This is a genomic window from Knoellia sinensis KCTC 19936 (genome assembly GCF_000768705.1).
Lineage (GTDB): Bacteria > Actinomycetota > Actinomycetes > Actinomycetales > Dermatophilaceae > Knoellia > Knoellia sinensis.
The window spans coordinates 20,490-47,276 of sequence record NZ_AVPJ01000021.1; the positions used below are offsets into that span (position 1 = coordinate 20,490).

Annotated in this window: 22 protein-coding genes and 2 tRNA genes; 8 read left to right on the plus strand and 16 right to left on the minus strand. The window is 69.3% G+C overall.

Translation table 11 applies throughout. The features are described from left to right. Positions 1–45: 45 nt before the first annotated feature. A complete protein-coding gene (locus tag N802_RS17690; protein WP_052110130.1) occupies positions 46–846 on the minus strand; it encodes a hypothetical protein in 801 nt (266 codons plus the stop codon). Positions 847–1,096: 250 nt separating this feature from the next. Then, positions 1,097–1,169 (minus strand) — tRNA-Ala (locus N802_RS17695). Positions 1,170–1,241: 72 nt separating this feature from the next. Here N802_RS17695 and N802_RS17700 point away from each other — a divergent pair. Beyond that, positions 1,242–2,471, plus strand: a complete 1,230-nt coding sequence (locus N802_RS17700; RefSeq protein WP_245613991.1) for an AI-2E family transporter — start codon at positions 1,242–1,244, stop codon at positions 2,469–2,471. A gap of 75 nt (positions 2,472–2,546) precedes the next feature. Here N802_RS17700 and N802_RS17705 read toward each other — a convergent pair whose 3' ends face one another. From N802_RS17705 to N802_RS17730, 6 genes are all read right to left on the minus strand, one after another. Next, a complete protein-coding gene (locus N802_RS17705) occupies positions 2,547–3,560 on the minus strand; it encodes a hypothetical protein (RefSeq protein WP_156971495.1) in 1,014 nt (337 codons plus the stop codon). A gap of 26 nt (positions 3,561–3,586) precedes the next feature. Next, a complete protein-coding gene (locus tag N802_RS17710) occupies positions 3,587–4,252 on the minus strand; it encodes a GNAT family N-acetyltransferase (RefSeq protein ID WP_052110131.1) in 666 nt (221 codons plus the stop codon). Beyond that, a complete protein-coding gene (locus N802_RS20355) occupies positions 4,252–4,746 on the minus strand; it encodes a MogA/MoaB family molybdenum cofactor biosynthesis protein (protein ID WP_035919001.1) in 495 nt (164 codons plus the stop codon). Before N802_RS20355 ends, N802_RS17710 begins: the two co-directional genes overlap by 1 nt. After that, a complete protein-coding gene (gene moaC, locus N802_RS20360; RefSeq protein WP_156971498.1) occupies positions 4,743–5,171 on the minus strand; it encodes a cyclic pyranopterin monophosphate synthase MoaC in 429 nt (142 codons plus the stop codon). The genes N802_RS20355 and moaC overlap by 4 nt, the downstream gene beginning before the upstream one ends. A gap of 287 nt (positions 5,172–5,458) precedes the next feature. Then, positions 5,459–6,664, minus strand: a complete 1,206-nt coding sequence (locus N802_RS17725; RefSeq protein WP_035919003.1) for a molybdopterin molybdotransferase MoeA — start codon at positions 6,662–6,664, stop codon at positions 5,459–5,461. Further along, complete coding sequence (locus tag N802_RS17730; protein ID WP_035919004.1) at positions 6,661–8,046, minus strand: UTP--glucose-1-phosphate uridylyltransferase; 1,386 nt, start codon at positions 8,044–8,046, stop codon at positions 6,661–6,663. Before N802_RS17730 ends, N802_RS17725 begins: the two co-directional genes overlap by 4 nt. 65 nt (positions 8,047–8,111) lie before the next feature. Here N802_RS17730 and N802_RS17735 point away from each other — a divergent pair, with 65 nt between their 5' ends. Next, the gene (locus N802_RS17735; protein ID WP_035919006.1) at positions 8,112–8,672 is read left to right on the plus strand and encodes a 5-formyltetrahydrofolate cyclo-ligase; all 561 of its coding nucleotides are present in this window, start codon (positions 8,112–8,114) and stop codon (positions 8,670–8,672) included. A 3-nt stretch (positions 8,673–8,675) separates the two neighbouring features. On the opposite strand, the gene N802_RS17740 is transcribed toward N802_RS17735, so the two are convergent. Beyond that, positions 8,676–11,354, minus strand: a complete 2,679-nt coding sequence (locus N802_RS17740) for a penicillin acylase family protein (RefSeq protein WP_035919008.1) — start codon at positions 11,352–11,354, stop codon at positions 8,676–8,678. Between the two features lie 47 nt (positions 11,355–11,401). Between N802_RS17740 and N802_RS17745 the strand changes: the two genes are divergently transcribed. Both N802_RS17745 and N802_RS17750 read left to right on the plus strand, forming a co-directional pair. Further along, the gene (locus N802_RS17745; protein ID WP_084072328.1) at positions 11,402–12,961 is read left to right on the plus strand and encodes a potassium/proton antiporter; all 1,560 of its coding nucleotides are present in this window, start codon (positions 11,402–11,404) and stop codon (positions 12,959–12,961) included. A 277-nt stretch (positions 12,962–13,238) separates the two neighbouring features. Further along, the gene (locus N802_RS17750) at positions 13,239–13,517 is read left to right on the plus strand and encodes an FmdB family zinc ribbon protein (protein ID WP_035919010.1); all 279 of its coding nucleotides are present in this window, start codon (positions 13,239–13,241) and stop codon (positions 13,515–13,517) included. Between the two features lie 110 nt (positions 13,518–13,627). Here N802_RS17750 and N802_RS17755 read toward each other — a convergent pair whose 3' ends face one another. Further along, positions 13,628–15,418, minus strand: a complete 1,791-nt coding sequence (locus tag N802_RS17755; protein ID WP_035919014.1) for a DEAD/DEAH box helicase — start codon at positions 15,416–15,418, stop codon at positions 13,628–13,630. 146 nt (positions 15,419–15,564) lie between these two features. Between N802_RS17755 and N802_RS19755 the strand changes: the two genes are divergently transcribed. Together N802_RS19755 and mscL are read left to right on the plus strand one after the other, a co-directional pair. Continuing rightward, positions 15,565–16,242 carry an SAF domain-containing protein gene (locus N802_RS19755; RefSeq protein WP_169743461.1) on the plus strand — a complete coding sequence of 226 codons (678 nt, stop codon included), beginning with the start codon at positions 15,565–15,567 and terminating at the stop codon, positions 16,240–16,242. 131 nt (positions 16,243–16,373) lie between these two features. Continuing rightward, positions 16,374–16,742 (plus strand): large conductance mechanosensitive channel protein MscL, encoded by a 369-nt coding sequence (gene mscL, locus N802_RS17765; protein WP_035919017.1) that lies wholly within the window; start codon positions 16,374–16,376, stop codon positions 16,740–16,742. A 158-nt stretch (positions 16,743–16,900) separates the two neighbouring features. On the opposite strand, the gene N802_RS20365 is transcribed toward mscL, so the two are convergent. The 3 genes from N802_RS20365 to N802_RS17775 all read right to left on the minus strand — a co-directional run bounded on the left by N802_RS20365 (position 16,901) and on the right by N802_RS17775 (position 22,478). Next, positions 16,901–17,230: a hypothetical protein gene (locus tag N802_RS20365; protein ID WP_156971496.1), complete on the minus strand. Its 330-nt coding sequence runs from the start codon at positions 17,228–17,230 to the stop codon at positions 16,901–16,903. Continuing rightward, positions 17,227–21,069 (minus strand): AAA domain-containing protein, encoded by a 3,843-nt coding sequence (locus N802_RS17770; protein ID WP_035919018.1) that lies wholly within the window; start codon positions 21,067–21,069, stop codon positions 17,227–17,229. The genes N802_RS20365 and N802_RS17770 overlap by 4 nt, the downstream gene beginning before the upstream one ends. Before the next feature lie 134 nt (positions 21,070–21,203). Further along, entirely contained in the window at positions 21,204–22,478 is a 1,275-nt protein-coding gene (locus N802_RS17775; protein ID WP_052110137.1) for an MFS transporter, read from the minus strand. Between the two features lie 89 nt (positions 22,479–22,567). Here N802_RS17775 and N802_RS17780 point away from each other — a divergent pair. Then, positions 22,568–22,639 (plus strand) — tRNA-Arg (locus N802_RS17780). Between the two features lie 83 nt (positions 22,640–22,722). On the opposite strand, the gene N802_RS17785 is transcribed toward N802_RS17780, so the two are convergent. Genes N802_RS17785 through N802_RS17790 form a run of 3 tightly spaced genes read right to left on the minus strand, consistent with a single transcriptional unit; the run spans position 22,723 to position 25,441 of the window. Continuing rightward, positions 22,723–23,847, minus strand: coding sequence for a tyrosine-type recombinase/integrase (locus N802_RS17785; RefSeq protein WP_156971497.1), 1,125 nt, complete (start codon positions 23,845–23,847; stop codon positions 22,723–22,725). Then, positions 23,805–23,981 carry a helix-turn-helix transcriptional regulator gene (locus N802_RS20065; protein WP_084072330.1) on the minus strand — a complete coding sequence of 59 codons (177 nt, stop codon included), beginning with the start codon at positions 23,979–23,981 and terminating at the stop codon, positions 23,805–23,807. Before N802_RS20065 ends, N802_RS17785 begins: the two co-directional genes overlap by 43 nt. A 38-nt stretch (positions 23,982–24,019) precedes the next feature. Beyond that, positions 24,020–25,441 (minus strand): replication initiator, encoded by a 1,422-nt coding sequence (locus tag N802_RS17790; protein WP_342666774.1) that lies wholly within the window; start codon positions 25,439–25,441, stop codon positions 24,020–24,022. 502 nt (positions 25,442–25,943) lie between these two features. Between N802_RS17790 and N802_RS17795 the strand changes: the two genes are divergently transcribed. After that, entirely contained in the window at positions 25,944–26,324 is a 381-nt protein-coding gene (locus tag N802_RS17795; protein WP_035919020.1) for a MarR family transcriptional regulator, read from the plus strand. Positions 26,325–26,787 lie beyond the last annotated feature (463 nt).

The window sequence follows — 26,787 nt, forward strand, 5'->3', positions numbered from 1 at the left end:
ACCGCTACGTGAGCCTCCACTGCGACGGCGAGTGCGCTATCCGTCTCACGGTGTGAGGGTGGGGGTGACCGGCCGGGTCAGTACGGGGCGGCCGCTCTCGTCCACGATCGGTCGGGTGCCGACCGGCCGAGTCGTGCGTACCTCGACTCGCCGGGGCAAGAGCGCAGCGATGCAGGCATCCACCTCTTGTGGTGACACGGAGACACCGACCACGATCACGTCTGGGAACTCGCTGACAAGCCCCTGCGCGCCATTGCATGCGCCCATTTCGATGTCGAAGGCTATGGAGTTTCCGTGGCTTGATGCGAGCTGCTTCCTGGACACGACCCCACCGGGACCGGCGAAGCTTGACGGCTCGACCGGCAGGGACGTTGTCGCTGACGGGGCAACAGCGACCCGAAGCAGAGGCTGTGGCAGTCCGTCGACCGTGAAGGACCACGCGGGCACCTCGGCTGGGCCTCTTGACGTCTCGATCTGGACGGTGGACAGCCGTGCCTGAGTGATGGTCAGCCACGGGCAACCGGGCGGCTGACCATCCGCGGAGCACTCACCAGACCGCTGGGGCAGTTGGCCGTAGGCCGCCTTCGCCCCGACGAGCGGAACCGAGAGGGACGAGCCGTCCCCGAACCGTATGACCCCGCGCCCGCCCACATCGGGCAGGGCAGCCGAGGTGCGGATCCAGCCGTTTCCAAAGGAGGCCTCGAGGAACCCATTGGGGCGCCAGTCCGGCTCCACGACGAGCTCTTGCAGGGGGACGAAGCCGTTGGTCCAGGCCGCGGCGATCCCGCGCTCCTGCCACGCCGCTGCCACCTCCGTCGCCCGGTCATGGAACGCACCTTCGCTCATAGGGTCGGTGGTCGAACGTTGCGTACCGCAACCCGCGAGGAGGAGTCCGCACGCGACCAAGACCACTAGGCGTTCTGTCATGTACATGCGACGCACCTCGCCCCGCGAAGGTTCCGGCCAGTCGCGATCGGCCTCGGCACCCCTGCCGACCGGGCAGGCGTTGACCGTTCTCAACACGGATCCGAGTGACAACGACGAAACCCCGCCCGACTGAGCACATCAGTGCTGGTCGGACGGGGTCACCGTCAAGTGGAGCTGAGGGGATTCGAACCCCTGGCCTTCTCATTGCGAACGAGACGCGCTACCAACTGCGCCACAGCCCCTTGAGCGGGGATCACGATAACACCGGGTGAGGCTGCCCACGAAACCGGACCACCCGGCATACGCTCGTTTTCATGCGCCTCCGTATGCCGTCCGCCCGCCTCGCGCGCGCCGACCCCGCAGCCCTCCCCCGCCTTGGCGCCGCAGCCCCCCGTTCCGAGTCCGCGCCCGCCCCCACGCACCCCCCGATCGACACGGATCCGTCGCACCAGCCGGCCGCGTGGCAGGTCCCCATGGGCGTGCGCACCGCGAGCGAGTGGGCGTGGCGGCTCATCATCATCGCGGCGGCGATCCTCGGGGCGCTGTGGGTCTTCGCCTACCTCTCCGCGGTGACCGTCCCGCTCATCGTGGCACTCCTGCTCGCCGCCCTGCTCAACCCGGTGACGCGCTCCCTCTGCCGCGCCCTCCCGCGGGGCGCCGCCGCCGGCATCACCGTGCTCGGCACGCTGGCCTTCATCGTTGGCGCCCTGAGCTTCGTCGGGTCGCAGTTCACCTCGCAGTTCAGCGACATCAGCGATCAGGTCGGTCAGGGCATCGACGAGATTCGCGTGTGGTTCCGCGACACGTTCGGCATCACCGACACCCAGGTGGAGGAGTGGGTCGACCGTGCTCGTGAGGCTGTGGGCTCCAGCGGGGGCACGCTCGGCGCGACCGCCGCCCAGGCCGGGCTCACGGTCACGCACCTCGTCGCCGGGTTCTTCATCGCCCTGTTCGCTCTGTTCTTCTTCCTCTACCAGGGCGAGCAGATCTGGGCCTGGGCCGTCCGGCTCTTCCCCCGGAACTCGCGCGACCGGGTCCACTCGTCCGGCGTCATCGCGTGGGGTCAGCTGTCGGCCTTCACTCGCGCGACGATCCTCGTCGCGGCTGCGGATGCCCTCGGCATCGGGCTCGTGGCAGGCCTGCTCGGCGTCCCCTTCGCCTCCGGGATCGCGGTGCTCGTCTTCTTCGGTGCCTTCGTGCCGATCATCGGCGCCACCATCTCGGGCTCGGTCGCGGTGCTGCTGGCGCTTGTGGCCCTCGGCCCGTTCCAGGCGCTCCTCATGCTCGGTGGTGTCATCGCCGTGCAGCAGCTCGAGTCGCATGTGCTCCAGCCGTTGCTCCTCGGCCGGGCCGTGCGTGTGCACCCGCTCGCAGTCATCCTCGGTATCGCCGGTGGCGTCGTCGTGGCCGGCATCCTCGGCGCCCTGATCGCGGTCCCCCTCGTCGCGGTCCTCAACGCTGTCGGCCACCACCTGCTCGACGGCAAGGAAGTCCCGGAGGACCTCGAGGAGGAACTCGTCGAGGCCGAACAGGCCGACGACTAGCCACCCGGATGACCGAACGCCCCGCGAGGATTCGCGGGGCGTTCGGTCGTGTGAGCGGGGGGCGAGGCTCGTGCCTCAGCCACCGACGATGCGGCGTTCCGGAACTTCGTCGTATGCCGGCCACTCGGCTTCGGCCGCCGGCTCCGGCTGGGCGGTCGGCGCCGGACGATCCGCGGCCTTGGCCTTCATCGTGTAGGTGGGACGCGGCACCGGACGAGGATCCCAGGTGAGTGGGATGTCGTCCTCGTCCACCTCGGGAAGGGCGAACTGCTGAACGGCTTCGACCGGGGCCTCGACGTGGGCAGCGGCGGTGCCGTGCTCCGCTGACGCTGCTTCGCGAGCCTCGACCGCGGCGGTCGCCGGGACAGCGGGCGCGGACACATCGAAGGGTGCGTCCTCGGGAACCGAGGCTGCCAGGACCTCCTGGGCGAGTTCGAACTCACGGGCCGAGACCCTTGAGGCCGGTGCGGGCGCAGGGGCTGCGTGGTCGATCCGCTCGGCGACCTCGTCGTCCCCGGCAGCCGTCTCGCGGACAGGCTCAGCGACGGGGACGCGGCGCACGGGACGTCGGACGGCCCGCCGAGCCGAGATCTCCGCCTGGACTCCGGCGCGCAGCCACACCAGGCCGCCGACGGCCATCGCGAGCGGGACGGCGAAGGACCACCAGAGCAGGACGCCGAAGGCGGCGAGCACGGCGAAGACGAGGGTGCCGACGAGCCCGACGAGGACCACGGTCCCGCGGGTGGCACGGCTGGGATGCATCGTGGCGACCTCCGGCTCGACGACATCGTCGGCGATGTCATCGCGAGATGACGGATTCACCGAGGCCGCGACGTGGGCCTCGGCGCGCTTGACGGTGACCTGGGGGCGCACGGCGCGCGCGGGGCTCACCGCGTAGGTCCGAGGGGACTGCCCGGAGCCTTCGACCGACGGCAAGGGGGCTCGTCGTTCGAGGACCCTCATGGTCTCGGAGAAGGCGTCGACCGACCGGATCGTGGCGAGGTGCTCGCGGCGACGGACCCAGTACTGAACGAAGTAGGCAGCCCAGATCCCGATGATCACCAGGAAGATGAGGCTGCTCGGCTGCACGAACACGACGTTAGGCGTGCGGAGCGTCAGGCAGTCGGACCCTCAGCGGTGTGTCGCCCAAGTGACTGTTGTGACGAGTGGGTCAGACGATCCATGAACGTGGCGCCCTCGAGGTCCTCCGTCGTGAGCGCGAACGAGCGGTGGTCGCGCCAGTCCCCGTCGATGTGGAGCATCCGGGGGCGTAGGCCCTCGTCACGGAAGCCGAGCTTGCGCACCACCGCCAAACTGGCAGTGTTCTCGGGTCGGATGTTGACTTCGATCCGGTGCAGACCCAGCTCGGTGAACGCATGGTCGGCGACGAGGGCGAGCGCCGTGGGCACGATGCCCTTGCCTGCGTTGGCCTGCGCGACCCAGTAGCCCACGGTGCACGAGCGGAAGGATCCGAGGACGATGTTGCTCACGTTGAGCTGCCCCACGAGCCGCCCGCTGGTCTCGATGACGAAGGGCAGCATGCGTCCAGCCAAGGCCTCTGACTGATAGAAGTCGACGAGGTCCTCGATGGTTCGCGGAGCAGTGGCGGGTACCGGCGAGGTGGCGTCCCAACGACCCAGCCAGTGGCGGTTGAGGGCGCGGAGGGAGGAGTATTCGTCACCGTCCTCGGGGCGTAGCGGTCGCAGGAGAATGGGCACACCTTGAGGGGTGGTCGCGGTGAGCACGAGAGACCAGTGCTCCCGCTGCCGCCCCCATCGCATCAGTGATCACCACCGGCGAGCTGACTCAGGGCGTGACCCAGCACCGGTTCGAGGACTGCAAGCGCGTCGCGCACGCCACCTGCCGACCCCGGCAGGTTGACGACCAGCGTCCGTCCGGCGACTCCCGCGAGGCCGCGCGACAGCATCGCCGTGGGCACCCCGGCAGCGACTCCGGCGGCCCGAATCGCCTCTGCCACACCGGGAATCTCACGTTCGAGCAGCGGCGCGGTGGCCTCGGGCGTCGCGTCCGTGGGGCTGATTCCCGTGCCCCCGGTCGTGAGCACGAGGTCAGGCGCTGTCGCCACCGCGGCCGCCAGGGCTGACGCCACGTCCGCGTCCGCAACGACACTCGCATCGGCCACCTCGGCGCCCCAGGCGCGCAGCGCCTCGACGATGAGGGCCCCGCCCTTGTCCGGATAGACCCCCTGCGACGCGCGCGTCGAGGCGGTCACGACGACTGCGCGCCGTCCCTCGAGGGGCCGCTCGCCGCTCACGGTTCGACCCAGTCGCCGGATCGTCCGCCGGACTTGGCGGTGACCCGGACGTCGGTGATGCGGGCGTGCTTGTCGACGGCCTTGACCATGTCGATGAGCGCCAGCGCGGCGACGCTCACGGCGGTGAGGGCCTCCATCTCGATGCCCGTCCGGTCCGCCGTGCGCACGGTGGCGGCGATGTCGACGCCGTCGTCCGTGACCTCGAGGTCCACCGAGGCGGCGTGCACCGCGACCGGGTGCGCGAGCGGAATCAGTTCCGGAGTCCTTTTCACCGCCTGTATGCCGGCCAGTCGCGCGACCGCGAGCGCGTCACCCTTGGGGACCGTCCCGTCCCGAAGGGCGGAGACCGCCTCGCCCGACAGGAGGACGCGGCCCCGGGCACTGGCCTCGCGAGCCGTGATCGCCTTGGCCGAGACGTCAACCATGTGCGCCGTGCCGTCGGCGCGCACGTGCGTCAGCCCGCTCGCCTTCTGGCCGTCACCCTGATCGCCCGTCACGTCGTTCCTCACTCACCAAAGTCGTCCCAAAGTCACCCAATTGGACGCTTGGGGACGTTGAAGGTTGCACGTCCCGAACCGTCCAATTGGGTGAGTTCGGAACGTTGAAGATTGCCGATTGCTCGTCCCCAACTGTCCTATTGGGTGAGTTCGGAACGTTGAAGTTTGCAGGATGGCACGTCCCGAACCGTCCAATTGGGTGAGTTCGGGACAGGTCAATCCTGCCCCACGAGTGGGAGGAGGTGGACGGGGTCCCCCGGGCGGATCTCGGTCGTGTCCTCACCGATGACCGCGAGATGCGTTGCTTCCGCAAGGGCGCCCAGCATGTGCGAACCCTGGCCACCGGACAGGCGGACCCCAGCGTCATCCGAGACGACGCGCGCGAACTCGACCTTGCCCGCCACGGACGACCACGACTGCGCTGCGACACCCTCGACGAGCGGGACCTGCGGGTCGAGCCCTGCGAGTGCCCGCAGCACAGGCAGGACGAACACGTGGAAGGACACGAACGAACTCACCGGGTTGCCGGGCAGCGTGATGATCGGCGTCCGGGACTCCCCCACGACTCCGGCGCCCTGCGGCATTCCGGGCCTCATCGCCACCTTGACGAAGTCCACGGTGCCGGTCTCCGTCAGGACCTCCTTGACGGTGTCATAGGCGCCCATCGAGACGCCGCCGGTCGTGAGGATCAGGTCGGGCTGCCCGGGCATGCGTTCCAGGAGTGTCGTCCAGGCGGCCACGTCGTCCGCCAGGTGCCCCACGCCGACCAGGTCCGCCCCGGCAGCCCGGATCAGTGCCGCCAGCATCGAACCGTTCGAGTCGACGATCTGTCCATGCTCCAGGTCCAGGCCGACCGGGACGAGCTCATCGCCGGTGGAGAACACCACGACGCGGGGCCGAGGTGCCACTGCCACGTCGGGCACGTTGGCCGCCGCGACGAGGGCGAGCCGGCCGGGAGTCACCGTGGCCCCTGCTCGCAGCACAACGTCGCCCACGCGGACGTCCTCTCCCTGGCGGCGCACATGACGACCCACGTCCGGTGCGAGTGTCAGCGCAGCACGCTGCACACCCCCGTCACTGTCCTCGACAGGCACCACGGCGTCCGCCCCGGCCGGCATCGGTGCGCCAGTCATGATCCGCATCGCTGCACCCGCCCTCAGCTCGTGGGGCCGCGTGTCCCCCGCCCGGATGTCACCGTGGACATCGAGGAAGACCGGCGACCCCGGAGCGGCGCCGGCAACGTCAGCCGCGCGGACGGCATACCCGTCCATGGCGCTGTTCTCGAAGCCCGGAAGGTCCACGGCCGCAACCACATCGGCAGCCAGGACGCGCCCCAACGATTCGGACAACGGGACCGTGACTGGAGGAAGGGCTGAGACGAGCGAGAGAACTGCGGCGCGGTGTTCCTCGACGGTCCTCACGCGTCGCCCTCGAGGCGGGTGCCGTCGGCGATCACCCGGGGAGACTCGGCGCGCACCGTCACGTCACCGACGCACGTGACGTCGCCCCCGAACGTCACGTCACCCTCGACGACGAGTGACCGTGCCTCACGGATCGACGGGACACCCCGTGGGAAGCGCGCGTCGAAATCATCCACGAACCTGAACTCGCTCGACAGGTCGACGTAGGGCTCCTCGTGGTCGATTCGCGACACGACGCGACTGGCCGCGTCGAGCTCGTAGAGGTCCGAGCGCACGAGCAACAGTTCGTTGGTGGTCTTGACCGGGCGGAACCGATCACGCGGGACGAAGAGTGCCTGCGAGCCCTCGAAGACCTCGATCGCCGTCCCCATGGAGGACTCGATCTGGATCACCGGCGTCGAGTCCTTGCGGGTCGGGTCGACGGTCTTGCGATTGACGATGATCGGCAGCTCCAGCACTCCGGCCCGCTGGGCGAGCCGCTCGGCGAGCACGTCGAGGTCGATCCACAGGTTGTTGACGTGGAAGTACTCGTGGAGTTCGTTGTCGGCGAAGAACTCCTCCTCCCCCGGAGCGACCTGCGCGGAGTCACGGAGGATGAGCCGACCGTCCTCGCGGCGACGGGCCAGGTGCCCACCCTTGCGGTCGTTGCGGGTCCGCTCGCACACCTCGGCGACGTAGGGAACGCCGTCGCGAGCCATCCATGCCGGGATCCGCGGGTCGAACGTCGCGCCGAGGTTGTCTCCGTTGGAGAGGAAGAGGTAGCGGAAACCCTTGTCGCGCAGGGTGTCCAGCAGCCCACTGGACTGGAGCGCGATGTAGACGTCGCCATGGCCCGGCGGACACCACTCCAGCTCAGGGTCCTCCGGCCATGAGACGGGAGTGAGGTCATCGGCTCTCAGCTTGGGTTCGGCACTCTGGAGGAAGGAGAGCGGCAGCCCGTCGACCTCGAGACCAGCATGCTTCGTGAGGTGCTGCAGGGTCTCGACCTGGGTGCGGAACGAGTCCATGAAGACGATGGGCAGCGCAGCGTCATATCGCCGGCGCAGCACGAGGATCTGCCGGGCGATGATGTCGAGGAAGGTCAGCCCGTCGCGCACCGGGAGTGCGGTCTTGGGTCCACTGATGCCCATCGACGTGCCGAGCCCGCCGTTCAGCTTGAGCACGACCGACACGGCCGCGGCAGCCTGCAACTCCGCCTCGTCGACCTCGAGATCGGCGAGCGAGTGCACCCGCCCCAGGGGTTCGATGGTGTCCTCGAGGATGTGGCCGGTCGCCTCCGCCTCGAGCATGCCGTAGAAGCGGGTGAACGCCCCGACCGCCCGCTCGTCGACCCCCCGCGCGCGCATCAGCTCAGTGGCCTGCCGCAGTCCGTCCACACCCATGACCGCAACCCTAGGTGAGCCGCTCGGATGCGCAGGGTCGAACCGCGGCAGGCGACACTGGTCACATGGACGAGACGGCTGCCCGCAGCACGAAGACCTCTCTGCGTTCGGACCTGCTGGCGGCCCGACGCGAGATCGTCGCCGGCCGCGACCGACTCGCTGACGACAGGGCCCTCGCCGATCATGTCCTCGACGTCGTGCGCACGCGAGGTCTCGGCGAAGGCGACACGATCGCGGCCTTCGAGGCCATGCGCAGCGAGCCACCCACGATTGCGACCATCGAAGCGCTGGTGCGTCACGGCATACGCGTGCTTGTTCCAATCACGTTGCCGGACAACGATCTTGACTGGTGCGACGCAAAGGACGATCGACGTATGCCGCTCGGTCCGGCCGCGATCTCGGCTGCGGTACTCGTTCTGGCGCCGGGCTTGGCCGTCGACTCGTCGGGCACACGACTGGGGCGGGGCGGCGGCAGCTATGACCGGGCGCTCCCCCGGCGTCGGCCTGACGCGCCAGTGCTTGTCGTCCTGCACCCGGGCGAGATCCACCCGACCGCGTTGCCCGCCGACGACCACGACGAACCCGTTGACGGTGTCCTCACCGCCGACGGGATCACGTGGCTCTGAGCGTCAGCCCGCGCCCTCGGGCACGAGGGTGAGTTCGTCCTCGGTCGCCTCGCGCACGGCCTTCTCGGTGAACGGCCACGGGTCCTGACGCCCCTCGACCCAATCCTCCGTCTGGTCGTCGTAGTGACCATTGAAGGCGTGACCACTCGCGCCGGTCAGGTTGATCCAAGTCGAGCGGTCCAGGTTGCCCAGGTCGACGACCATCCGCATCGACGGTCCCCAGGTGACGCCATATCCGACGCTGATGTCGCCGCCGTTCGCGTTGACGATCGATGACCCGCCCGGCAACTCGAAGCCGCCGCGGTTGAACACGCTGCGCACGACACCGGGAAGGGTGTCCGAGCCCAGTGGCCGATGCTCGAGATCCACCCTGTGCAGCGCGCCCCAGCGCCAGTCGTCGGGGTCCTTGCCGAGTGTGCGGGTCAGCTCGAGGCGCGCCTCGACCTGGGCCTGGCGCAGGATCTCGTCCCGGCCTTCGGTGATTCCGGCCGTCTGCCGGTTGTCCCACCAGGCGCTCTTGGGGTTGTCGAGCAGACGCCCCACGACCGCCATGTAGCGGTCCCCGCCGTCTGCTCGCAGGTCCTCCGGGACTTCGTCGTCGAAGAGCAGGGTGAGCAGGTTGGCCCACACGGCGTTGTAGTAGGCGGCGGCCGCACCCGAGGTCGAGTCGTCCGCTGGCGTCGTGAAGTCCCAGTCACGCAGCAGGTCCTGCGCCTCCCGGGTGAAGGCCACCTCGACCTCGGAGTCATCTGGCCCCTCGAGCGGGACGGCCAGGAGCGCCTCGACGAGTTTGGGGGCGAACTCGTTGCGCGAGTCCATCTGGATGTCGGCCATCTGCTGTGCCGTGATCTTGCCGCCACCCTCCGTCGCCCGCTCGATGAGGGTGCGGATGCGCTGGGACCGGTAGCCGTAGTCCCACTCGGACGTGAGGAACGGCGTGGGGCTCGCCGTCACGGCCTGGTTCGCCGCGACGATGAAGCCCTCCGCAGGATCGAGGGTCGTCGGCATGGCCTCGAACGGCACGTAGCCCTTCCAGTCATAGGCCTCGTCCCACCCCGGCGCCGGCCAGAATCCCGGCGGAGTGTCCGGGAAGGCCGAGGTGCGCACCGGCACCTGTCCCGGCGCCTGGTAGCCGATATGCCCGTCGACGTCGGCATAGATGAGGTTCTGGGACGGCACGGCGAAGTCCCGGGCCGCCTCACGGAACTCGCCGAAACTCTGCGCCGTGTTCATCCCGAAGATCGCGTCGGCGGTCTTGCTCGGCTGCAGCCCGGTCCAGGCAAGGGACACGCCGTAGTCCTGACCGACCGGCTGGGGCCCTTCGGTCGAGGGGACGGGTGAATGCTCACCTGCATCGTCCAGGGGCCCAAGCACGTCGGACAGGAGTGGTCCGTGCCGCGTCGCGCGGACGGTGATCGTCTCGTCCTCGCCACCTGCGACCTTGATGACCTCTTGGCGAGTCGTGAGCGGCTCGTAGGCCGCTCCACGAAGGACCGTGTTGCCGTCGAGCTTCTCGAGATAGAAGTCGCTCACGTCCGGCCCGAGGTTGGTCATCCCCCACGCGACCTTGTTGTTGTGGCCGATGACGACGCCGGGAACGCCCGACAGCGAGAAGCCAGCGACGTCGAGCGGACACTGCTCCGACACCGCACGGCAGTGCAGGCCGACCTGGTACCAGACGCTGGGGATGCCGAGACCCAGGTGCGGGTCGTTGGCCAGGAGTGGCTTGCCCGTCGCGGACTTGGCGCTGCCGATGACCCAGGAGTTCGAGCCGACCCCGTCGCCCCGGCCGATGAGCTGCGGGACGGCCGAGAGGGCACGACCCACCGCGGCGTAGGCCTGCTGCGCTGCGGGTGTTGCGAGGGCGTCGGCTGCCTCGCGGGCCGAGGCTCGGGTTGCGGTCGATCGGAGCGAAGCCCGCATGGCCGCAGTCGACGGCACGGCGGACGCCTGCTGACCCGCCACCGCCGGCGGGGACCAGTCCTGACCGGAGAGGATGGGCTTGTTGGCGTGGTCGTAGGGCGGGTAGAGCTCGTTGATCTGGGCCGCCGAGACCCGGGTGGAGAGTCGCGCGCGCCCCAGCTCGTCGGCGTAGTCACCGCGCAGGTCCCACGCCATTGCCTTGAGCCAGGCGATCGAGTCCGCGGGTGTCCACTTCTCGATCGTGTAGTCCGAGACGCGGGCTCCGAGGATGACGTACTCGAGCGAGGCCTGCGACGGTGAGCGCCCGCGGAGGTAGGCGTTGACCCCGTCCGCGTAGGCCTGGAGGTAGGTGCGGGTCGCGGGCTCGAGCGTCGGCAACTCGGCCTCGGCGACCCTGCGCCAGCCCATGGTGCGGACGGCCCTGTCGGCCTCCAGTCCGGCCTCCCCGACGAGCTCGGACACGCGGCCGGCGGTGACGTGACGACGGAAGTCCATCTCGAAGAAGCGATCCTGCGCGTGGACGAACCCCTGCGCCTTGGCGATGTCGGTGACGCTGTCGCCATAGATCTGCGGCACCCCACGCTGATCGCGCAGGACGCTCACGTTGGCCTCGAGGCCCCGGAGGGCCACCTCACCCTCGGTCTGCGGGAAGGAGCGGCGCACCAGCGAGATCCCGACGACGGACAGGACAAGAGCAGCCACGACGATGACGCCGAGCAGGCCCAGCGCCACGCGGCGGGCAACACGTTGGGGAGTCACCCTGCGAGACTAGGCGAGACCGTCGAGCCACCACGCGAGGACCTACCGTGATCACGACCCTGGGTATGCCGCATGCCGATTTCGGCGCCCGGGTCACCTTTGCGTCGGCCGAGGCCGACAACCTCCACGCCCTGTCGATCGCGCTTCTCATCGGTGCCGCGGTCCTCATCATCTCGATCGCGGCGGTGCGCCTGTCGACGCGTTCCGGGCTGCCCTCCCTCCTGCTCTACCTCGGGTTCGGACTCCTCCTCGGCAACCGCGGGCTGGGGATCGACTTCTCCGACGAAGAACTCACCCAGGTGCTCGGCTACGCCGCACTCGTCCTCATCCTCACCGAGGGCGGTGTGACGACGAAGTGGGACTCCATCAGGGGCGCGCTGGCACCCGCGGCGGCCCTCGCGACCGTCGGCGTGCTGGTCTCGATCGGCGTCGTCGCGGTGGCCGCGCGATTCGTCCTCGACATGTCGTGGAACCACGCTCTCCTCATCGGCGCGATCCTCGCCTCCACCGATGCCGCCGCGGTGTTCGCGGTGCTCCGCAAGGTGCCGCTCCCGCGACGGGTCAGCGGCATGCTCGAGGCGGAGTCGGGGTTCAACGACGCGCCCGTCGTCCTCCTCGTCACGGCGTTCGCCGCACAGACCGCACGCACGGGCGACGGCTCCTGGTCGGGACTGGCCGTCACCGTCATCGTCGAACTGATCGTTGGCTCCCTCGTCGGGCTGGCCGTCGGCTGGCTCGGCGGTCGGCTCATGGCTCGGGTCGCCGGAGGTTCGTCGGCCCTGTTCGCGATCGGTGTCGTGGCGGTGTCGGTGCTCGCCTACGCGGCCGCTGACGTGGTGCACGCGTCGGGCTTCATCGCCTGCTACCTCGCCTCGCTCGTCCTCGGCAACATGGCCCTCCCGCACCGCGCGGCGGTGGCCGGCTTCGCGACCGCGTTGGGCTGGCTCGCGCAGATCGGTCTGTTCGTCCTGCTGGGGCTCCTCGCCGACCCTGCCGGCTTCCCGTCGCAGATCATCCCCGCCATCGTCCTGGGCCTCGTCCTGCTGCTCGTCGCGCGACCGTTGTCCGTCTTCGCGTCGTGTGCGCCCTTCGGGCTGGACTGGCGAACCCAGGCGTTCCTGTCCTGGGCCGGCCTGCGTGGCGCCGTCCCCGTCGTCCTCGCCACCGTGCCCGTGACGGCGGGCGCGGCGGGGGTCGAGGGCATCTTCGACCTGGTCTTCGTCCTCGTCATCATCTTCACGATCGTGCAGGCACCCACGCTCCCGTGGGTGGCCCACCGGCTCGGGCTGGACCGTGGGCACCACTCCTTCGACCTCGCCCTCGAGGCGACGCCGTTCGACGACATCGGCGCCCACCTTCTCGAGGTGACCGTCGGCCCCCTGTCCCGCATCGCGGGGGTGCAGGTCTATGAACTCCGACTACCTCAGGGCGCCAACGTCGCGCTCGTGGTGCGCGACGGCACGTCATTCGTGCCCAAGGAGACGACGCCACTCCGGCGAGGCGACCAACTGCTCGTCGTCACCCCTGCCGCCGTCCGAACCGCCGTCGAGAAGCGCCTGTATGCCGTGAGTCGCGACGGGCGGCTGGCCGGCTGGGCCACCGACTGAGTACCCCACCCCCTTCCCCCTTACCCCTTCCCCCCTCCCCCGCAACGTCAGCGTGAACGGTCGTTCTAGGTGCCGCTGACGCTGACGTTGCGGATATGCCGTCCGCTGACGTCAGCGTGAACGGTCGTTCTAGGTGCCGCTGACGCTGACGTTGCGATCGCGGCCGGCCAGGCACGGAGGTGTGGTGAACGCAACGGTGGGCGGACGGCATACAGGAGCATCCCCGAACGTTCCGTATCCTTGAAGCCGCTCATCCCGCAGTACCCAGGAGGAATCCGTGCCCACGTACGCCTACGCGTGCCGCGACTGTGACCACCGTTTCGAGGCGGTCCAGTCCTTCAGCGACGACTCGCTCTCGATCTGCCCCGAGTGCGACGGGTCCCTCCGCAAGGTCTTCAACTCCGTCGGTGTCGTCTTCAAGGGCGGCGGCTTCTATCGCACCGACTCCCGCTCGGCGTCGAGCAGCTCGACCCCGGCCAGTCCGTCATCCGACTCGAGCAGCAGCTCGTCGACGACGTCGAGCAGCACGACCTCCACCGCCGCGGCTTCCGCCTGACCAACCCGCCGCGCGCCTCATCTGAGCCGTGTCCCGAACTCACCGAATTCCTCGGTTCGGGACACCTGACCGCACCGCGGGCCGCGGGCGATCAGGCGCGGCGCTGCCCATCAGTCGCGGCGTGGTCCCTTGCGGTGCGGCTTCTTGTCCGGTCGCCCGCCGCGCTCACGTGACTCGCTGAGCTTGATGAGCTGGCCCGAGATGCGGGTGGCGCGCAGCTTGTCCCAGGTGCCCGAGGGCAGGGTGGCGGGCAGTTCGACCAGTGAGTGGTCCGGGCGGATGTCGATGTGCCCGAAGTCCTGCCGGCCGAGCCCACCTTCATTGGCCAGCGCGCCCACGATCTGTCGTGGCTCGACGCGGTGGCGCCGCCCCACCTCGATCCGGTAGGTCGCCATGGGGCCGGACGTGCCACGACGTGGCCCCCGGTCGGCGCGGGCACCACGGTCGTCCCGCTCGCGGCGCGGACCGCGGTCGCCCTGGTCCCTGTCGCGCTCGCGGTCACGACGCGGCGGTCGCACAGGATCGGGATCCATGAGCATCGGCTCGTCGCCCTGCAGCACCACGGCCAGCGCGGCCGCCACATCTGCCTCGGGCACGTTGTGCTCGCGCACATAGTGGGCGACGACGTCACGGAACGCATCCAGGTCACTCGATGACAGGGCCGTCGTGATCCTGTCGTCGAATCGACCCAGTCGCGTCGCGTTGATGTCCTCGACGGAGGGCAGCGGCATCTCGGTCAGGGTGGTGCGGGTGGCCTTCTCGATCGCCTTGAGGAGGTAGCGCTCCCGCGGGGTCACGAACGAGATGGCGTCGCCCGTGCGACCGGCCCGCCCCGTGCGACCGATGCGGTGCACGTAGGACTCGGTGTCGGTCGGGATGTCGTAGTTGACGACATGGCTGATGCGCTCGACGTCGAGTCCTCGGGCGGCGACATCGGTCGCGACGAGGATGTCGAGCTTGCCGGACTTGAGCTGGGCAACGGTGCGCTCGCGCTGCACCTGGGCGACATCGCCGTTGATCGCCGCCGCCGAGAAGCCGCGGGCCCGGAGCTTCTCCGCGAGCATCTCGGTCTCGTTCTTGGTGCGAACGAAGACGATCATCCCCTCGAAGTTCTCGACCTCGAGGATCCGGGTGAGGGCGTCGATCTTCTGCGGGTAGGACACGAAGAGGTAGCGCTGGGTGATGTTCGGCGAGGTCGTGGTCTTGCGCTCGACCGTGATCTCAAGGGCGTCGGTGAGGTACTTCTTGGAGATGCGCCGGATCTGAGCCGGCATCGTCGCGGAGAAGAGCGCGACGTGCTTCTCCTCGGGCGTGTCCGCGAGGATCGTCTCGACGTCCTCGGCGAAGCCCATTTTGAGCATCTCGTCGGCCTCGTCCAGGACGAGGAAGCGCAGCTCGGAGAGGTCGAGCGTCCCCTTCTCGAGGTGGTCCATGATTCGGCCGGGGGTGCCGACGACGATGTGGACGCCGCGGCGCAACGCGCTCAGCTGCACGCCATAACCCTGTCCGCCATAGACGGGCAGCACGTGGACGCCGGGCATCCGTGAGGCGTACTTCTCGAAGGCCTCGCAGACCTGGAGGGCGAGCTCTCTGGTCGGTGCGAGGACCAGGGCCTGCGGCGTCTTCTGCTTGAGATCGAGCCTGCTGAGGATCGGCAGCGCGAACGCCGCCGTCTTGCCGGTGCCGGTCTGCGCCAGTCCGACGACGTGCCGACCCTCGAGGAGTGCCGGGATCGTCGCGGCCTGGATGGGCGACGGGGTCTCGTAGCCGATGTCCCGGAGGGCTCGCACCACCCGGTCGTCGAGCCCGAGGTCGGCGAAGGTGGGCTGCTCCGGGGCTTCAGCCTGCGCAGCCTGCTCAGCCTGCCCGGGCTCGTCGTGGGTCACGCTGTCATCGGTCACGGGTCGACCGTAGTCGCGCGCACCCCATCGGGGCGAGTAAGGCAGTGCTCGGGACTTGTCCACAGGGGTCCGTCGGCGCGTGGATCCGTCCACAGATCCACCTTCGGGGCATGACCGGCGCCACGGGCATATCTAGCGTCAGCAGCATGCGTCGATCACCTCTGCCGGGACTGCAGCGTCCACACCTCTTCGGCACCTCCCGCCGAGCAAGGTGGCGCCGCTGGGCCCTGCGACGCCTCGCGTCCGTGGCCTGTGCCGCGGCTGCCATCGTGCTCTTGGTGGCGCTGGTGCGGCCGCCCGAGGCGCCGACCACACCCGTCGTCGTGGCCGCCAGAGCCCTGCCAGCGGGCGTCGACCTCGCCGCCGCCGACCTGCACGTCGTGCGGGTCGCCGCTCACCCGGCCCCGGCCGGTGCCGTGGCGTCGCCGGGCACCCTCCTCGGTCGTCGGCTCGCGACCCGGGTCGAGCCCGGCGAACCGATCACCCTCACCCGGCTGATGCCGCGCTCACCCGCGGACGGCCTCGCGCCGGGCACGGTCGCGGCGCACCTCACGGTGGGCGACGTGGGAGCCCTCGACCTCGTCGAGCCCGGGAGTCGGGTGGATCTCTTCGCCGACGTCGGAGGTCCTGCCTTGGCTCAAGATGTCCTCGTCCTGGCCGTCGACACGCCCGGATCAGCATCGTTGACCGGATCGTTGCCCGGTGCGGAAACGGTTCCACCCGGACTGTTCGTGGCCCTCGACAGAGCCGGCGTCACCCGCATCTTCGCAGGTCAGAGGCCAGATGGCGCCGCACCGAGAGTGCTCCCCGTCGTCAGTGGCTGAGTGATGAGGATCTCACTTGACAAATGCCCGCGAGCTGCGCCCCTTTGTCATGTCGGACAACTTGTACTGTTGTCGCGCTTCGGCGATTTGCACGTCGGGCAGCAACTTTTCCGACAGAAAGGACAGAAACCATGAGCGGGTTCAAGGACTTCGTGCTGAAGGGGAACGTCGTCGACCTGGCCGTCGCGGTCGTCATCGCCACGGCCTTCGGCAAGGTCGTCGAGGCGATGGTCAAGATCATCATGGAGCTCGTCGGCAAGCTCGTCGGGACGCCGGACTTCTCCAACTGGAAGCCGGCCGAGCTCTCGATCGGCGCCTTCCTCACCGTCCTCATCTCCTTCCTGATCCTCGCCGCGGTCGTCTACTTCGGTGTCGTCAAGCCCTACACCGCGGCCAAGGAGCGCTTCTTCCCGGACGAGCCCGAGGCTGACACCGAGGACCCCAACACGGAACTCCTCAAGGAGATCCGCGACAGCCTCCGCGCCCGCCCGGGCCTCTGAGGGGACTGATCGCCAGGATCATCTGATCCACTGCCACGGGGCGGGAGCCAGCACCACGCTGGTTCCCGCCCCGTGCTGTGTCCGCCGATCGTGTCGCGTGGGCGCCGTCGCCGAACCTCGCACTATTCGTCCCATTGGCCGAATAGTGCGGGCCGGGCTCAGTCCCAGTGGGGCGGACGATTCTCGCGCAGCCAGCGGGCCGACGCCTCGCGGTCGCGTTGTTCGCCCCAACCCTCGTCCGTGTCGTCCGTGGTCTGATCCACCCGGCGTTTCGGCCGGGGCTTTCCTCCCGTATGCCGTCCGCCCGCCTCTGACGCGGCGCGCGCCGTCGCTTCGGCCGCGTCCCCCTTGGCACTGTCAGCCTCGGAGGGCGCTGCCTCGCTCGGGTCGGGGTCGGGGCGCTTCACACTTGGGCGGCTGGAGGTCAGGCCCTCGTCCGAGCCGACCCGCTGGGGAACGCTCGATGCGCGACGAGAACGTCGCGTCATGACCCGCCGCCACCCCGCTCGGCCAGGGCTCGGATCCGGGCGACATCGCGCGCCGGGTCCCGGAACGCGTCACGAGTCCAGACCCGCACGTGCTGCCAGCCCAGGCGGCCGAGGTGCTCGGCACGCAGGCGGTCGCGGTCCCGGGAGTGGGGCATCGCGGCATACTCCGGGCCGTCTGACTCGACGGCCACTGCGAGACGTCCACGGTGGTTCGGGTCCTCCACGGCAAGGTCGATGGGGTCGGCAGACGCTCCGTAGCGCTCGTGCACGACGAGGCCGCCGGCTCGCAGGCGACGCGCGAACTCGGCCATGACGACCGAGTGCCCCGCGGAGTCCGAGGCGGCTGGCCCAGGCGCCGCAGCCCCCGCCGCCCCAGCACCCGGCACCCCAGCGCTCGACTCAGCCTCGCTCGCCGCTGCAGCGGCGGTCGGCTTCCCGGCCGTGTGGGCCTCGGCAGTGCCTGCTGCCGCGTGGGCGAGGTAGTCGCGCAGCATGAGCGCACCACGCGCCTTGAGTCGTTGTGGGTCCAGTTCGTCCGCGCTGATCGACGACACGACCGTCATCCGCTTCTTGGCCCGGGTGATGGCGACGTTGAGGCGCCGCTCACCGCCGTCCATGTTGAGCGGCCCGAAACGATGGAGCACGCGGCCGTGCGCCGTCTTGCCGTAGCCGACCGAGAGGATGATGGCGTCCCGCTCGTCGCCCTGGACGCGCTCGAGGTTCTTGATGAAGAAGCGCTCGTGCACGTCCTCGGCGAAGAAGGCCGCCGTCGGGGCGTCGACATTCACGAGGGCGCGGCGCAGGGCGTCGTCGAGGCGTTGGGTGTGGGCCAACCCGAGGGCAATCACGCCGAGGGTCTCGCCTGGGCGGACGCGCGCGTGCTCGAGGACCAGTTCGATGACTCGATCCACCTCGGCCTGCGTCGTCTCCACGCTGCCAGCGCCGTCGGTGACCACACCTGCCCCGTCGACGAGTTCGTGTCGCAGGACCGACGCCCGGCCCGTCCCTGGGAAGGTCACGAGAGACCCGTCATAGACCTGCTGGTTGGCGAACGAGATGAGGCGCTCGTCCTGCGACCGGTAGTGCCACGAGAGTCGCCGGCTCGGCAGCGTGGCGGCAAGGACGTCGAGGATGGATTCGACGCCCTCGGTGAGGGCGTCGTCGGGCGAGGCATCCCCCTCGTCGTGGGCGGTCGTGAAGAACGACGTCGGCGGCAACTGGCGAGAGTCGCCTGCCAGGACGACCTGACGGGCCCGCGAGATGGCAGACACAGCTTCGGCGGGCGGGATCTGCGAGGCCTCGTCGAAGACGACGACGTCGAACCACACCCCGGGAGGTAGCACGGACGCGACGACGAGAGGGCTCATCACCCAGCACGGGCGGGTCGCCGTGAGCAGTTCCCCGGCAGCGGGCAGGAGGTCCCGCAGCGGCCGGTGCCGACGCGACTTGGCGCCCTCGGCGCGCAGCAGGCTCTCGAGCTCCGGCGAGTCTCCGAGCACCCGGTCGACGTTGGCGCGGACGGCGGCGCGCACGCGAGATGCGTTCTGTCGCAGCACTTCTCGATCGGCCGCGGCGAACTCGCTCACCGTCCGCCGCAGGTCTTCACCGTCATGGGCACCCACCCGAGCGTCACGCAGGGCGATGTCGTCGAGGACCGAACTCCACCACACGAAGTCGGCTTCGCTGGCGACGTCCTCCGCCGGGACCCCACGGGACGCCAGGTCCTCGATGAGGGCACCCAGTCCGGCCTCATGCATGGACTCGACCGGCCCGATGATCGAGGGCACCACCGCCAGCCGATCGGGTGCGTCGGCGAGATCCTGAAGCCGGGCACTGAGTTCGTCCCGTGGCACGTCGAGGAGAGAGACGCGCTCGGACGAGGACGACGGCACGCGCTCGTCGAGCCATTCGAGATCGCTGGCGAGCCCGGCATACGTGTCCGCAGCGCGGTCGAGTTCGGCCGGCATCTCGGGTCGCCCTCCGGCACCGGCCATCTGCTTCCAGGCGCTGCGCTGCTCGTTGGCCTCGACCAGTGCGGCGTGCAGGTCGGCAGGTGGCCGGCCGGGGCGCACCAGGCGCCGAACCTGCCGCTTGAGGCTCAGCCGCTCCCACCATCCGAGGTTCGATCCCACCGACGAGCGATAGGCGGTCGTTCCGGTGGCGGCGACGAAGTCACCGAGTGGGACATCGAAGATCTCGGGACGGAAGGTCTCGAGGGTGTCGCGCACTCGGCCAACCGTGTCGAGGATGCGTCCCCAGTCCCGCACGGTTCGGGCCTGTGGAAGCCGCAGCCCGGAGAAGACGTCCGCGATCGAGGACCCGACCTCGTCGACCCGCGAACCGGACCACCGCTCCACGAGTTCGCGCGCCCGCACGGCATCGTCGGGGGTGCGCACGGTCGCGCCGTACCACGGGTCGGAGCCGTGGTCGGTGCGCCAGGCCCCCAAGGAGGCGACTCGCGTCAACTCGCGCGTGAGGTCCTCGTAGCGGTCCCGCGGCAGCGACTGGAGCGCTTCCCCGCGGATGCGGACGCGCGAGTGGGGCGGGTGCTCGACGGACCCGAGGGCACTGATGGCCTCCTGGATGTCGTGGACCGACACACCCCAGGGGCGGCGGGGCTCGTGCATGGCGTCGCGGTGCTCACGCAGCGTGGCGGCCGCTGCGCGCAGCCGGTCGATGTCGCGGCTCGGCGGATCGGCGGGCTTCGGGGTCCTGCCGGGAAGCGCGTCAGCGAACTCCGACGCAATGCGTCGACGTCCCCGCGCACCGTCGTGAAGGTCGAGGACGAGGTCGCCGAGACCGATCCGATCGAGCCGTCCGACGACGGCGTCGATGGCGGCACGCTTCTCGGCGACGAAGAGCACGCGTTTGCCGTCGGCGGCGAGCGCCGAGACGAGATTGGCGATGGTCTGTGACTTGCCCGTCCCGGGGGGACCGTGGATCACGAGGTGCGCACCGGACCGGGCAGCCTCGATGGCCTCCTGCTGTGACGAGTCGGCGTCGAGCACGAGGAGGCCTTGGGCCGGGTCGGGAATCGAGTCGGCCGGTCGGGGTTCGAGCTCGTGACGCACGGACCGGAGAGCTGTGGGGTCACCGGCGAGGGCGGCGATGACGTCGTGGTCGGCGAGCGCATCGCCGTGCGCGGCGAGATCGGCGACCATCGGCAACTTGGCGTAGGAGAACGTGCCGAGGACGATCCGCGGTGCGATTTCGAAAGCGGGAACGGAGGCGCAGGCCTCGACGAGGGCGTGATAAGTCGGGTAGGGGTCGAACCCGTTGGACGTGTGGGCCAGGCCCTCGAGTTGCTCGGAGTCGAGGACGATTCCCTGCTCGGACGCGAGGTAGTGCTCGAGCACGGGGTTGAACTCGATCTCGTCCCCGAGGTCGAGCTCGTAGTCGTCGTGCTGCGGGGTCGTCGGCCGGAGGGTGCAGCTCCGGAGGAGCACCGGCGCCGCCGGCTGGCGGGCGGCGGTGGCGGTCCTCCCCCGGCCCAGGCTCCACGTCGCCATGCCGACCGCGACGAAGCCGGTGTCGATGCCCCGCTCCTCGCGCAGTTCGCGGGACTTGCCGGCGATGGTCCGGGCGCGCCGACGGGCCTCATCGAAGGCGGCCGGCTCACGCACCAGGTCACTCAGTCGGGTGGGGCGGCCGGCGAGGAGCATGGCCACTCCACCGGGATGAGCGGTGCTCAGGTCGAGGGTTCCGCTGGGCAGGTCGCGATACCAGAGGAGCGTGTTGCGTCCGCCCAGGTCGACGAGGTGCTTGGTCCAGCCCTCGACGGCGTGGCGGACTCGCTCGGTCCGCGAGTCGATCTCTGACTGCGGTCCGGTCTCACTCACCTCCGCAGGCTAACAACGACGAGCCGGTATGCCGTCCGCCGCGCTCGGTTCGTGTCCTCCCGTCCCGCGGTCCGGACCTTCCCCGCCCTGTCACGCTGTGCACTGCTGCGCTGGGTCGCAGCAATGCACTTGGGCTACGCAGGCACCTTGTCGCGCTCACGCAGGAGCACCGCGGATGCGCCGATCGACCCGGCGACGACGAGCGCGCCGAGCGCCAGCACGTTGAAGCTCGCGAAGTCGACGATCACGCCTGCGAGCGCCCCACCGAGGCCGGCCGCGAGCCCCATGACGAGGTCGCTCGCACCCTGCGCGCCGGGGCGCTCCGCCGGTGGGACGGCACCGGTGAGCAGAGTCGAACCGGACACGAGCGTGCAGGACCATCCGAGCCCGAGCAGGAACAGCGCGATGAGCAGGCGGTTGGAGTGACCCATGGGTGCCGTGGACGCCAGCAGGGTGGCCGTGACGAGGATGCCCGAGCCGATCATGGCCACGACACGACCACCGAGTCGGTCGACCGCCATGCCGGTCAGTGGCGAGAAGGCGAACATCCCGAGGATGTGCATGCTGATGACGAAGCCGATCACGGTGAGGTCCGCGTGACCGTGACGCATGTGCAGCGGCGTCATGACCATGACACTCACCATCGTCACGTGGCCCAGCGCGAGCGTGATGACCCCGAGCAGCGCGACGGGTCGGGCGGCGATGACCCGCAGACCACGCCTCACGCTTCCGTGGATGACGTGTGCGCCCCCATCGCCGGCAGCGACAGCGCGCCGCCGCGACTCGAGGAGCGGGTCCGGCCGCAGGCGCACCAGGAGCACCACGATCGCCAGGCTCAGCCCGATCAGGGAGAAGACGAAGGGACCGGTGAGACGCGGGATCCCGAGGAGGTCGGAAACGGGCTCGCTGGGGCCGACGAGGTTGGGCCCCAGGACACTGCCGATCGTCGTCGCCCACACGACGAGACTCAGGTCGCGCCCACGGTGCGACGGATCGGCAAGGTCGGCAGCGGCATACCTCGCTTGGTTGTTGGAGGCGGTGGAACCGCCGAACAGGAGGCTCGCGACGAGCAACAGCGCAAAGCTGCCGACGATCCCGGACGCGATGAGGCCCAGAGCCCCGATGAAGGACAGGACATAACCCAGGGCCAGCCCCGGGCGACGACCGCGGGCGGCGCTCAGCCGGGCCATGGGGACGGCGATGAGCGCGGAGCCGATGACCTGGAACGTCGATCCGAGCCCGGCGTAGGTCGGCGAGCCGGAGACCTCCTCGGCAAGCAACGCACCCACCGCCACACCACTCGCGAGCGAGATGCCGCCGAGGATCTGCGACATCGACAGGGTCGCCACTGTGCGCCGCTGCACGGGATCACGTGGCGTGGTCACCTCGGGCGCTTCGGCTGCAGTCACCCGACCGAGTATGCCGTCCGCCCCCGACATCGATTCGAGCGCCCGCAGCGCTGTCCTCTAGGCTGGCCTGCGGCCTTCGGGTCCTTCCCGCCCTCGTAGCTCAGGGGAAGAGCACTTCTCTCCTAAAGAAGGTGTCGGCAGTTCGAATCTGCCCGAGGGCACCCTGTCTGACCTGCGAAAACGCGACAGTGCGTCCGTCCGACCCCCCGCTGGAGGCCCGAAATGGGCACCAAATGGGCACATCTCAGATCTCCCGCGCCGCTTCGCCGGCCGTGTAGAGGCCGTCCAGCGCGGCCGCGATGGTGTCGAGCTCGTCGTCGTAGAGGTGGGCGTAGATGCGCGCCGTGGTGGTGATGGACTCGTGGCCCATCGCCTTCTGGATGAAGCGCAAGTCGGCGCCGGCCATCCGCGCCAGGCTTCCGAACGTGCGCCGCAGGTCGTGCGGAGTGGCGGCCATGCCGAGCTGCTCGAGGGCCCTGTCGAAGCCGGCTCGGCGACGCCAGTTCCGCACCCGCAGGTAGTCCCCCTCCGGTGAGGCGAAGACGAGTGCATCCCGCGGCCGGCCGGCCAGCCTCACCGTCAGTGCCGGGACAAGGAGTTGAGGAATCGGGACGTAGCGATGCCCTGCTCGGCTCTTGGGCTGGTCGACGTCGATCCGACCATCGACCTCGGTGGCGCGCTGCACGACGTGGACTCGTCTGCGCGTGAGGTTGACGTCCTCGACCCGGAGAGCCGCCAGCTCGGACCACCGCAGCCCCATATAGGCCAGAGACAGCACGATGTCGCGGTCCTGCGGCATGGCCTCAGCGAGGGCGTGGACCTCCTCCACGGTGAGAATGCGTTCACGGATGGGCGCGCGTTTGGGCAGACGGACGCCCCGCGCGACGTTGACCGGCACCCGACGGGTCGCGGCCGCGTAGTCGAGCACCCTCGACAGGACTCCATGCGCCTTGCGGACCGTGTCCGTCCCGAGCCGGGCGCTCAAGGCGGTCACCCACTCCGCCACGTCGGCGTGCTCGATCTTGGCGACGGGCCAAGCGCCGAAGGTGGGCTCGATGTGTTTCCACGCGTGGCGGTAGCCGGCCTGGGTGGTCGCCCTGAGATGGCTGATCCCTCCGCTCTGGTACTCCGCCCAGACGGCACCGAGCGTCGCTCTGCCCCGTTGCGGATCGACCCAGTCGCCGCGGCGCCGCTGCGAGAGCACCTGCCTCTCGTAGTCCGCCGCTTCCGACCGTCGGGCGAAGGAGCGGGAGCGGAACCGGCCGTCGGGCGTGCGGTAGCGCACCCGGTAGGAGTAGGTCCCGTCCCGCCGCTCGCGACGCTCGATCATCTCGACCGAGCTCCAGCCGCCCTGGACGCGTTGATCCACGCCAGGACTTCCTCGGCGTCGAACCGTCGATGCTTGCCGAGCTTGAACGACGGCGGGCCGCCGCCCCTTACTGCCCAGTGGTGCACGGTCGAGACCGGCACTCCGCACACCTCGGCGACATCCCGCACGGTCATCAGGGAGGGGAACTCCCTCACGGTCTTTCGCACTGCCCTCACTTCCTTTCTGCTGGCTGGCTCTTCGCTTCTCTGCTGACGAATTGCGTTGGGAGAGAGCGGATGCGAGAGAGGGCTGCTGATCGGACGGCCTCCGCCGCCTCTGCCGTCGAGAGGTACCCGCGACCGACGTACCTGAAGGCGGAGACGTGGACGAAGCCCTCCGGCGGCTCGTCCTCGTCGAGGACGCGTCGGACATCCGCGTCCGGGTCGAGGCGTGCAGGGCGTCGGTGGTGCAGCCGTCGCAGTCGTCGCAGCTGGCCGAAGGTCACCGAGTACGCCCGTGACTTCGTGATCGGGTGACCCCGATAGCCCAATGTCGCATGTCGGTCAGCGATCCGGGCGAGGTTGTCCACAGACCCCGCGAGCTGCTCGGCCGCCGCGATGATGCGGACGACGTGGGGGCTGGCACCGAGCAGACGTGCATGTTCCGAAGACCGGACTCTGCCGCTCAGGCCGAAGTCCTCGGTGCTCTTCGTCAGGTACTTCGCGAGGTAGGCCGCCACCTGCTCCGGATGGGCGGCGGATCGCGAACGGTCGTCGCGTGCCGTGGCTCCACTGATCGTGCGTGTGTCCACCTGCCTCCCCCACCGGAGTTCGTATGCCGTCCCCTCGAGACCGGGTTCGGTGAGAGTCACGCTCGCCGCGGCGTCGCGGATGGCGTCCTCAAGATCGGCCACAGTGAGCGGCAACGATGACGGCCCGCCGTCGGGGCCGTCTGGACCGTCCAGCCGGAACGGCGCATGGACATGGATCAGCCCGCGCGACTGGAACTCGACCACCTTCGAGTAGGAGATCCGGCACGTCGCGCGGAACGTTGTGAGGTCGACCTCCGCCTTCTTGGCGAGTGCGCGCTGCAGCGCGATGGTGAACCGACGCCAGAGCTCGGGAGCGTGCCACTGCCACAGGACATGGCCGACGTAGTCGTAGCACTGCCCGCACAGCGGCTGCCCGACTTGCGGGTCGCTCTCCTCGTGACGCTTCGAGCACCACAGCGGGCGCCCGTGCGGACAGAGGGGATGGTCGCGCCGTGGGCGACACAGCCCTGTTCGGCGTTTGCCGTGGACCGCGCCGAAGGATGGTGCGGTGAGGGTGACGAAGGTGCACGGGTGGTCCGCGACGTTCGCAGGCACGCCCTTGCCGCCGGCCAACCCGCACATGAGCAGGTGCCACGCATCGCCCTTGTACTCATGGCTGCACGACGGGCAGACGCTCGCCCGACGGTTGCCGCATCGCACGTAGGTGCGGCCGTCCAGCTCTTGGTCGGACGAGTAGACCGTGGTGATCTCACCGGTGGCGGTGTTCACCGACTGGCGCGAGCCGACGAGCCTGATCGGACGGGAGCAGCCGCGGGCACGGCTTTCGGCGTCGCCCACTCCGGCCGCGCCGAGGACGGCATCCGAAGGTCCGACGTCGAGCATCTTCGACACCACGCGCTCCCAACAGAGGGTGTGCCACGCGGATCGCTGCGGTCCTGGATCCGCGTGACACACCCGGTCTGTGGGTCGGTGGATGCTGAGGGTCGCCGACGCTCAGGACCGCTCGCACGCCGGGTCGCGCCCCATCGAGGCGCCGCGCGGGTCAACGAGTCTGCGTGTGTAGCGGCTGTCCATGAGTGCGACCGTTACGGCCAAGGGTGGGGAGCCGACCCCCTGGGAATATCCCGTCTGAGTTATGTGGTGCTGATCCCGCACGGTCCACCGAACCGCGCCAACGGCGCCCGATCAAGGTGGAGCGGGGAAAAACTTCTACAGGCGGTGCCTGAGCTCGGTTCCGGCACGTCTCCTTGGGGCGTCCCCACCCATGAGCCTTGCTGGTCAAAACGGTGGTCGCAAACGTCCGGAACTGCCGATGAGCGGGCGCGTGACGATTCGGCTCCACAGAGCCAACCTCACCCAATCGACCTTCGGATAGCCTCTCGTCATGGATGACACGAGAGGTTGGACCAGCCCCGACGCGTGGATCCTGGCTTCGATTGCCGACTCGCGGCGAGGCTCCACGCTGAGCCACGTGATCGGCACTGCAGACGCGTTCAACCACGACATCCCGAGCCGTGACCAACTGGCTTCCAGCATCGGCGCACTCATTGATGCGGGGCTCGTGGACTCAGTCAATGGGCGTCTTCGCTTGACCCGCGAGGGCCAGCAGATTCAAAGGACTTGGCGCGGTGGCGCCTTCGAGTGGGGCGAGATGTTGCCGCATCTGCAGCGCATGCCTCGGAGCGGTCGGGCTTACCCGCTTAGTGGCGAAGAGTGGCAGCGTGCTTATGACGAGTACTACCCGCCTGAGCGCCGGCCGCGATAGCCAGCACGCTCATGTAGCCGCGTGGAGGACGGCTACGCTCGTCCGACTTTGCCGCAGATAGGACTGAGCGATCCTACTGAATTCCGGTAACCGCTGAGCGGCGAGCCAAAAATCTGAACTGCAGACGGGCAAGTGCTTGGTGGACTCCGTGTGGCCCCAGTGATAGAGCTCAGTCGTGTCCGGGTCCGTGGCACCATGCTCCGGTGCGAAGGGACGAGTTCTGGCGACGATGTCTGGTTCTCGCATTGCCAACCTCGGTCTTGGCCGTGCTGACACGTCCCGGAGCGGAACCCGGGGACGCGACTATCGCGCTCGCCGGGCTTGCCGCCGTCCTGCCGGTGTTCTGGGTGAGCTACCCCATCTTCTCGCGCTTCGCCCAAATCGAGCCCACTCGCATGACCAGAAGCGAATTCGCCGTCGACGTCGCATCCTTGGTATGAGTCCCGTGGAGTGGTGGGCTTTG

Excerpts from the sequence above, each read along its gene's own strand:
- N802_RS17795 (WP_035919020.1), top strand. The coding sequence starts at position 25,944 with ATGGATGACACGAGAGGTTGGACCAGCCCCGACGCGTGGATCCTGGCT.
- N802_RS17790 (WP_342666774.1), bottom strand. The coding sequence starts at position 25,441 with ATGCTCGACGTCGGACCTTCGGATGCCGTCCTCGGCGCGGCCGGAGTG.
- N802_RS19755 (WP_169743461.1), top strand. The coding sequence starts at position 15,565 with ATGCGTCGATCACCTCTGCCGGGACTGCAGCGTCCACACCTCTTCGGC.
- N802_RS20365 (WP_156971496.1), bottom strand. The coding sequence starts at position 17,230 with ATGACGCGACGTTCTCGTCGCGCATCGAGCGTTCCCCAGCGGGTCGGC.
- moaC (WP_156971498.1), bottom strand. The coding sequence starts at position 5,171 with ATGGTTGACGTCTCGGCCAAGGCGATCACGGCTCGCGAGGCCAGTGCC.
- N802_RS17690 (WP_052110130.1), bottom strand. The coding sequence starts at position 846 with ATGAGCGAAGGTGCGTTCCATGACCGGGCGACGGAGGTGGCAGCGGCG.
- N802_RS17700 (WP_245613991.1), top strand. The coding sequence starts at position 1,242 with ATGCGCCTCCGTATGCCGTCCGCCCGCCTCGCGCGCGCCGACCCCGCA.
- N802_RS17735 (WP_035919006.1), top strand. The coding sequence starts at position 8,112 with ATGGACGAGACGGCTGCCCGCAGCACGAAGACCTCTCTGCGTTCGGAC.
- N802_RS20065 (WP_084072330.1), bottom strand. The coding sequence starts at position 23,981 with ATGACCGTGCGGGATGTCGCCGAGGTGTGCGGAGTGCCGGTCTCGACC.
- N802_RS17730 (WP_035919004.1), bottom strand. The coding sequence starts at position 8,046 with ATGGGTGTGGACGGACTGCGGCAGGCCACTGAGCTGATGCGCGCGCGG.
- N802_RS17710 (WP_052110131.1), bottom strand. The coding sequence starts at position 4,252 with ATGCGATGGGGGCGGCAGCGGGAGCACTGGTCTCTCGTGCTCACCGCG.
- mscL (WP_035919017.1), top strand. The coding sequence starts at position 16,374 with ATGAGCGGGTTCAAGGACTTCGTGCTGAAGGGGAACGTCGTCGACCTG.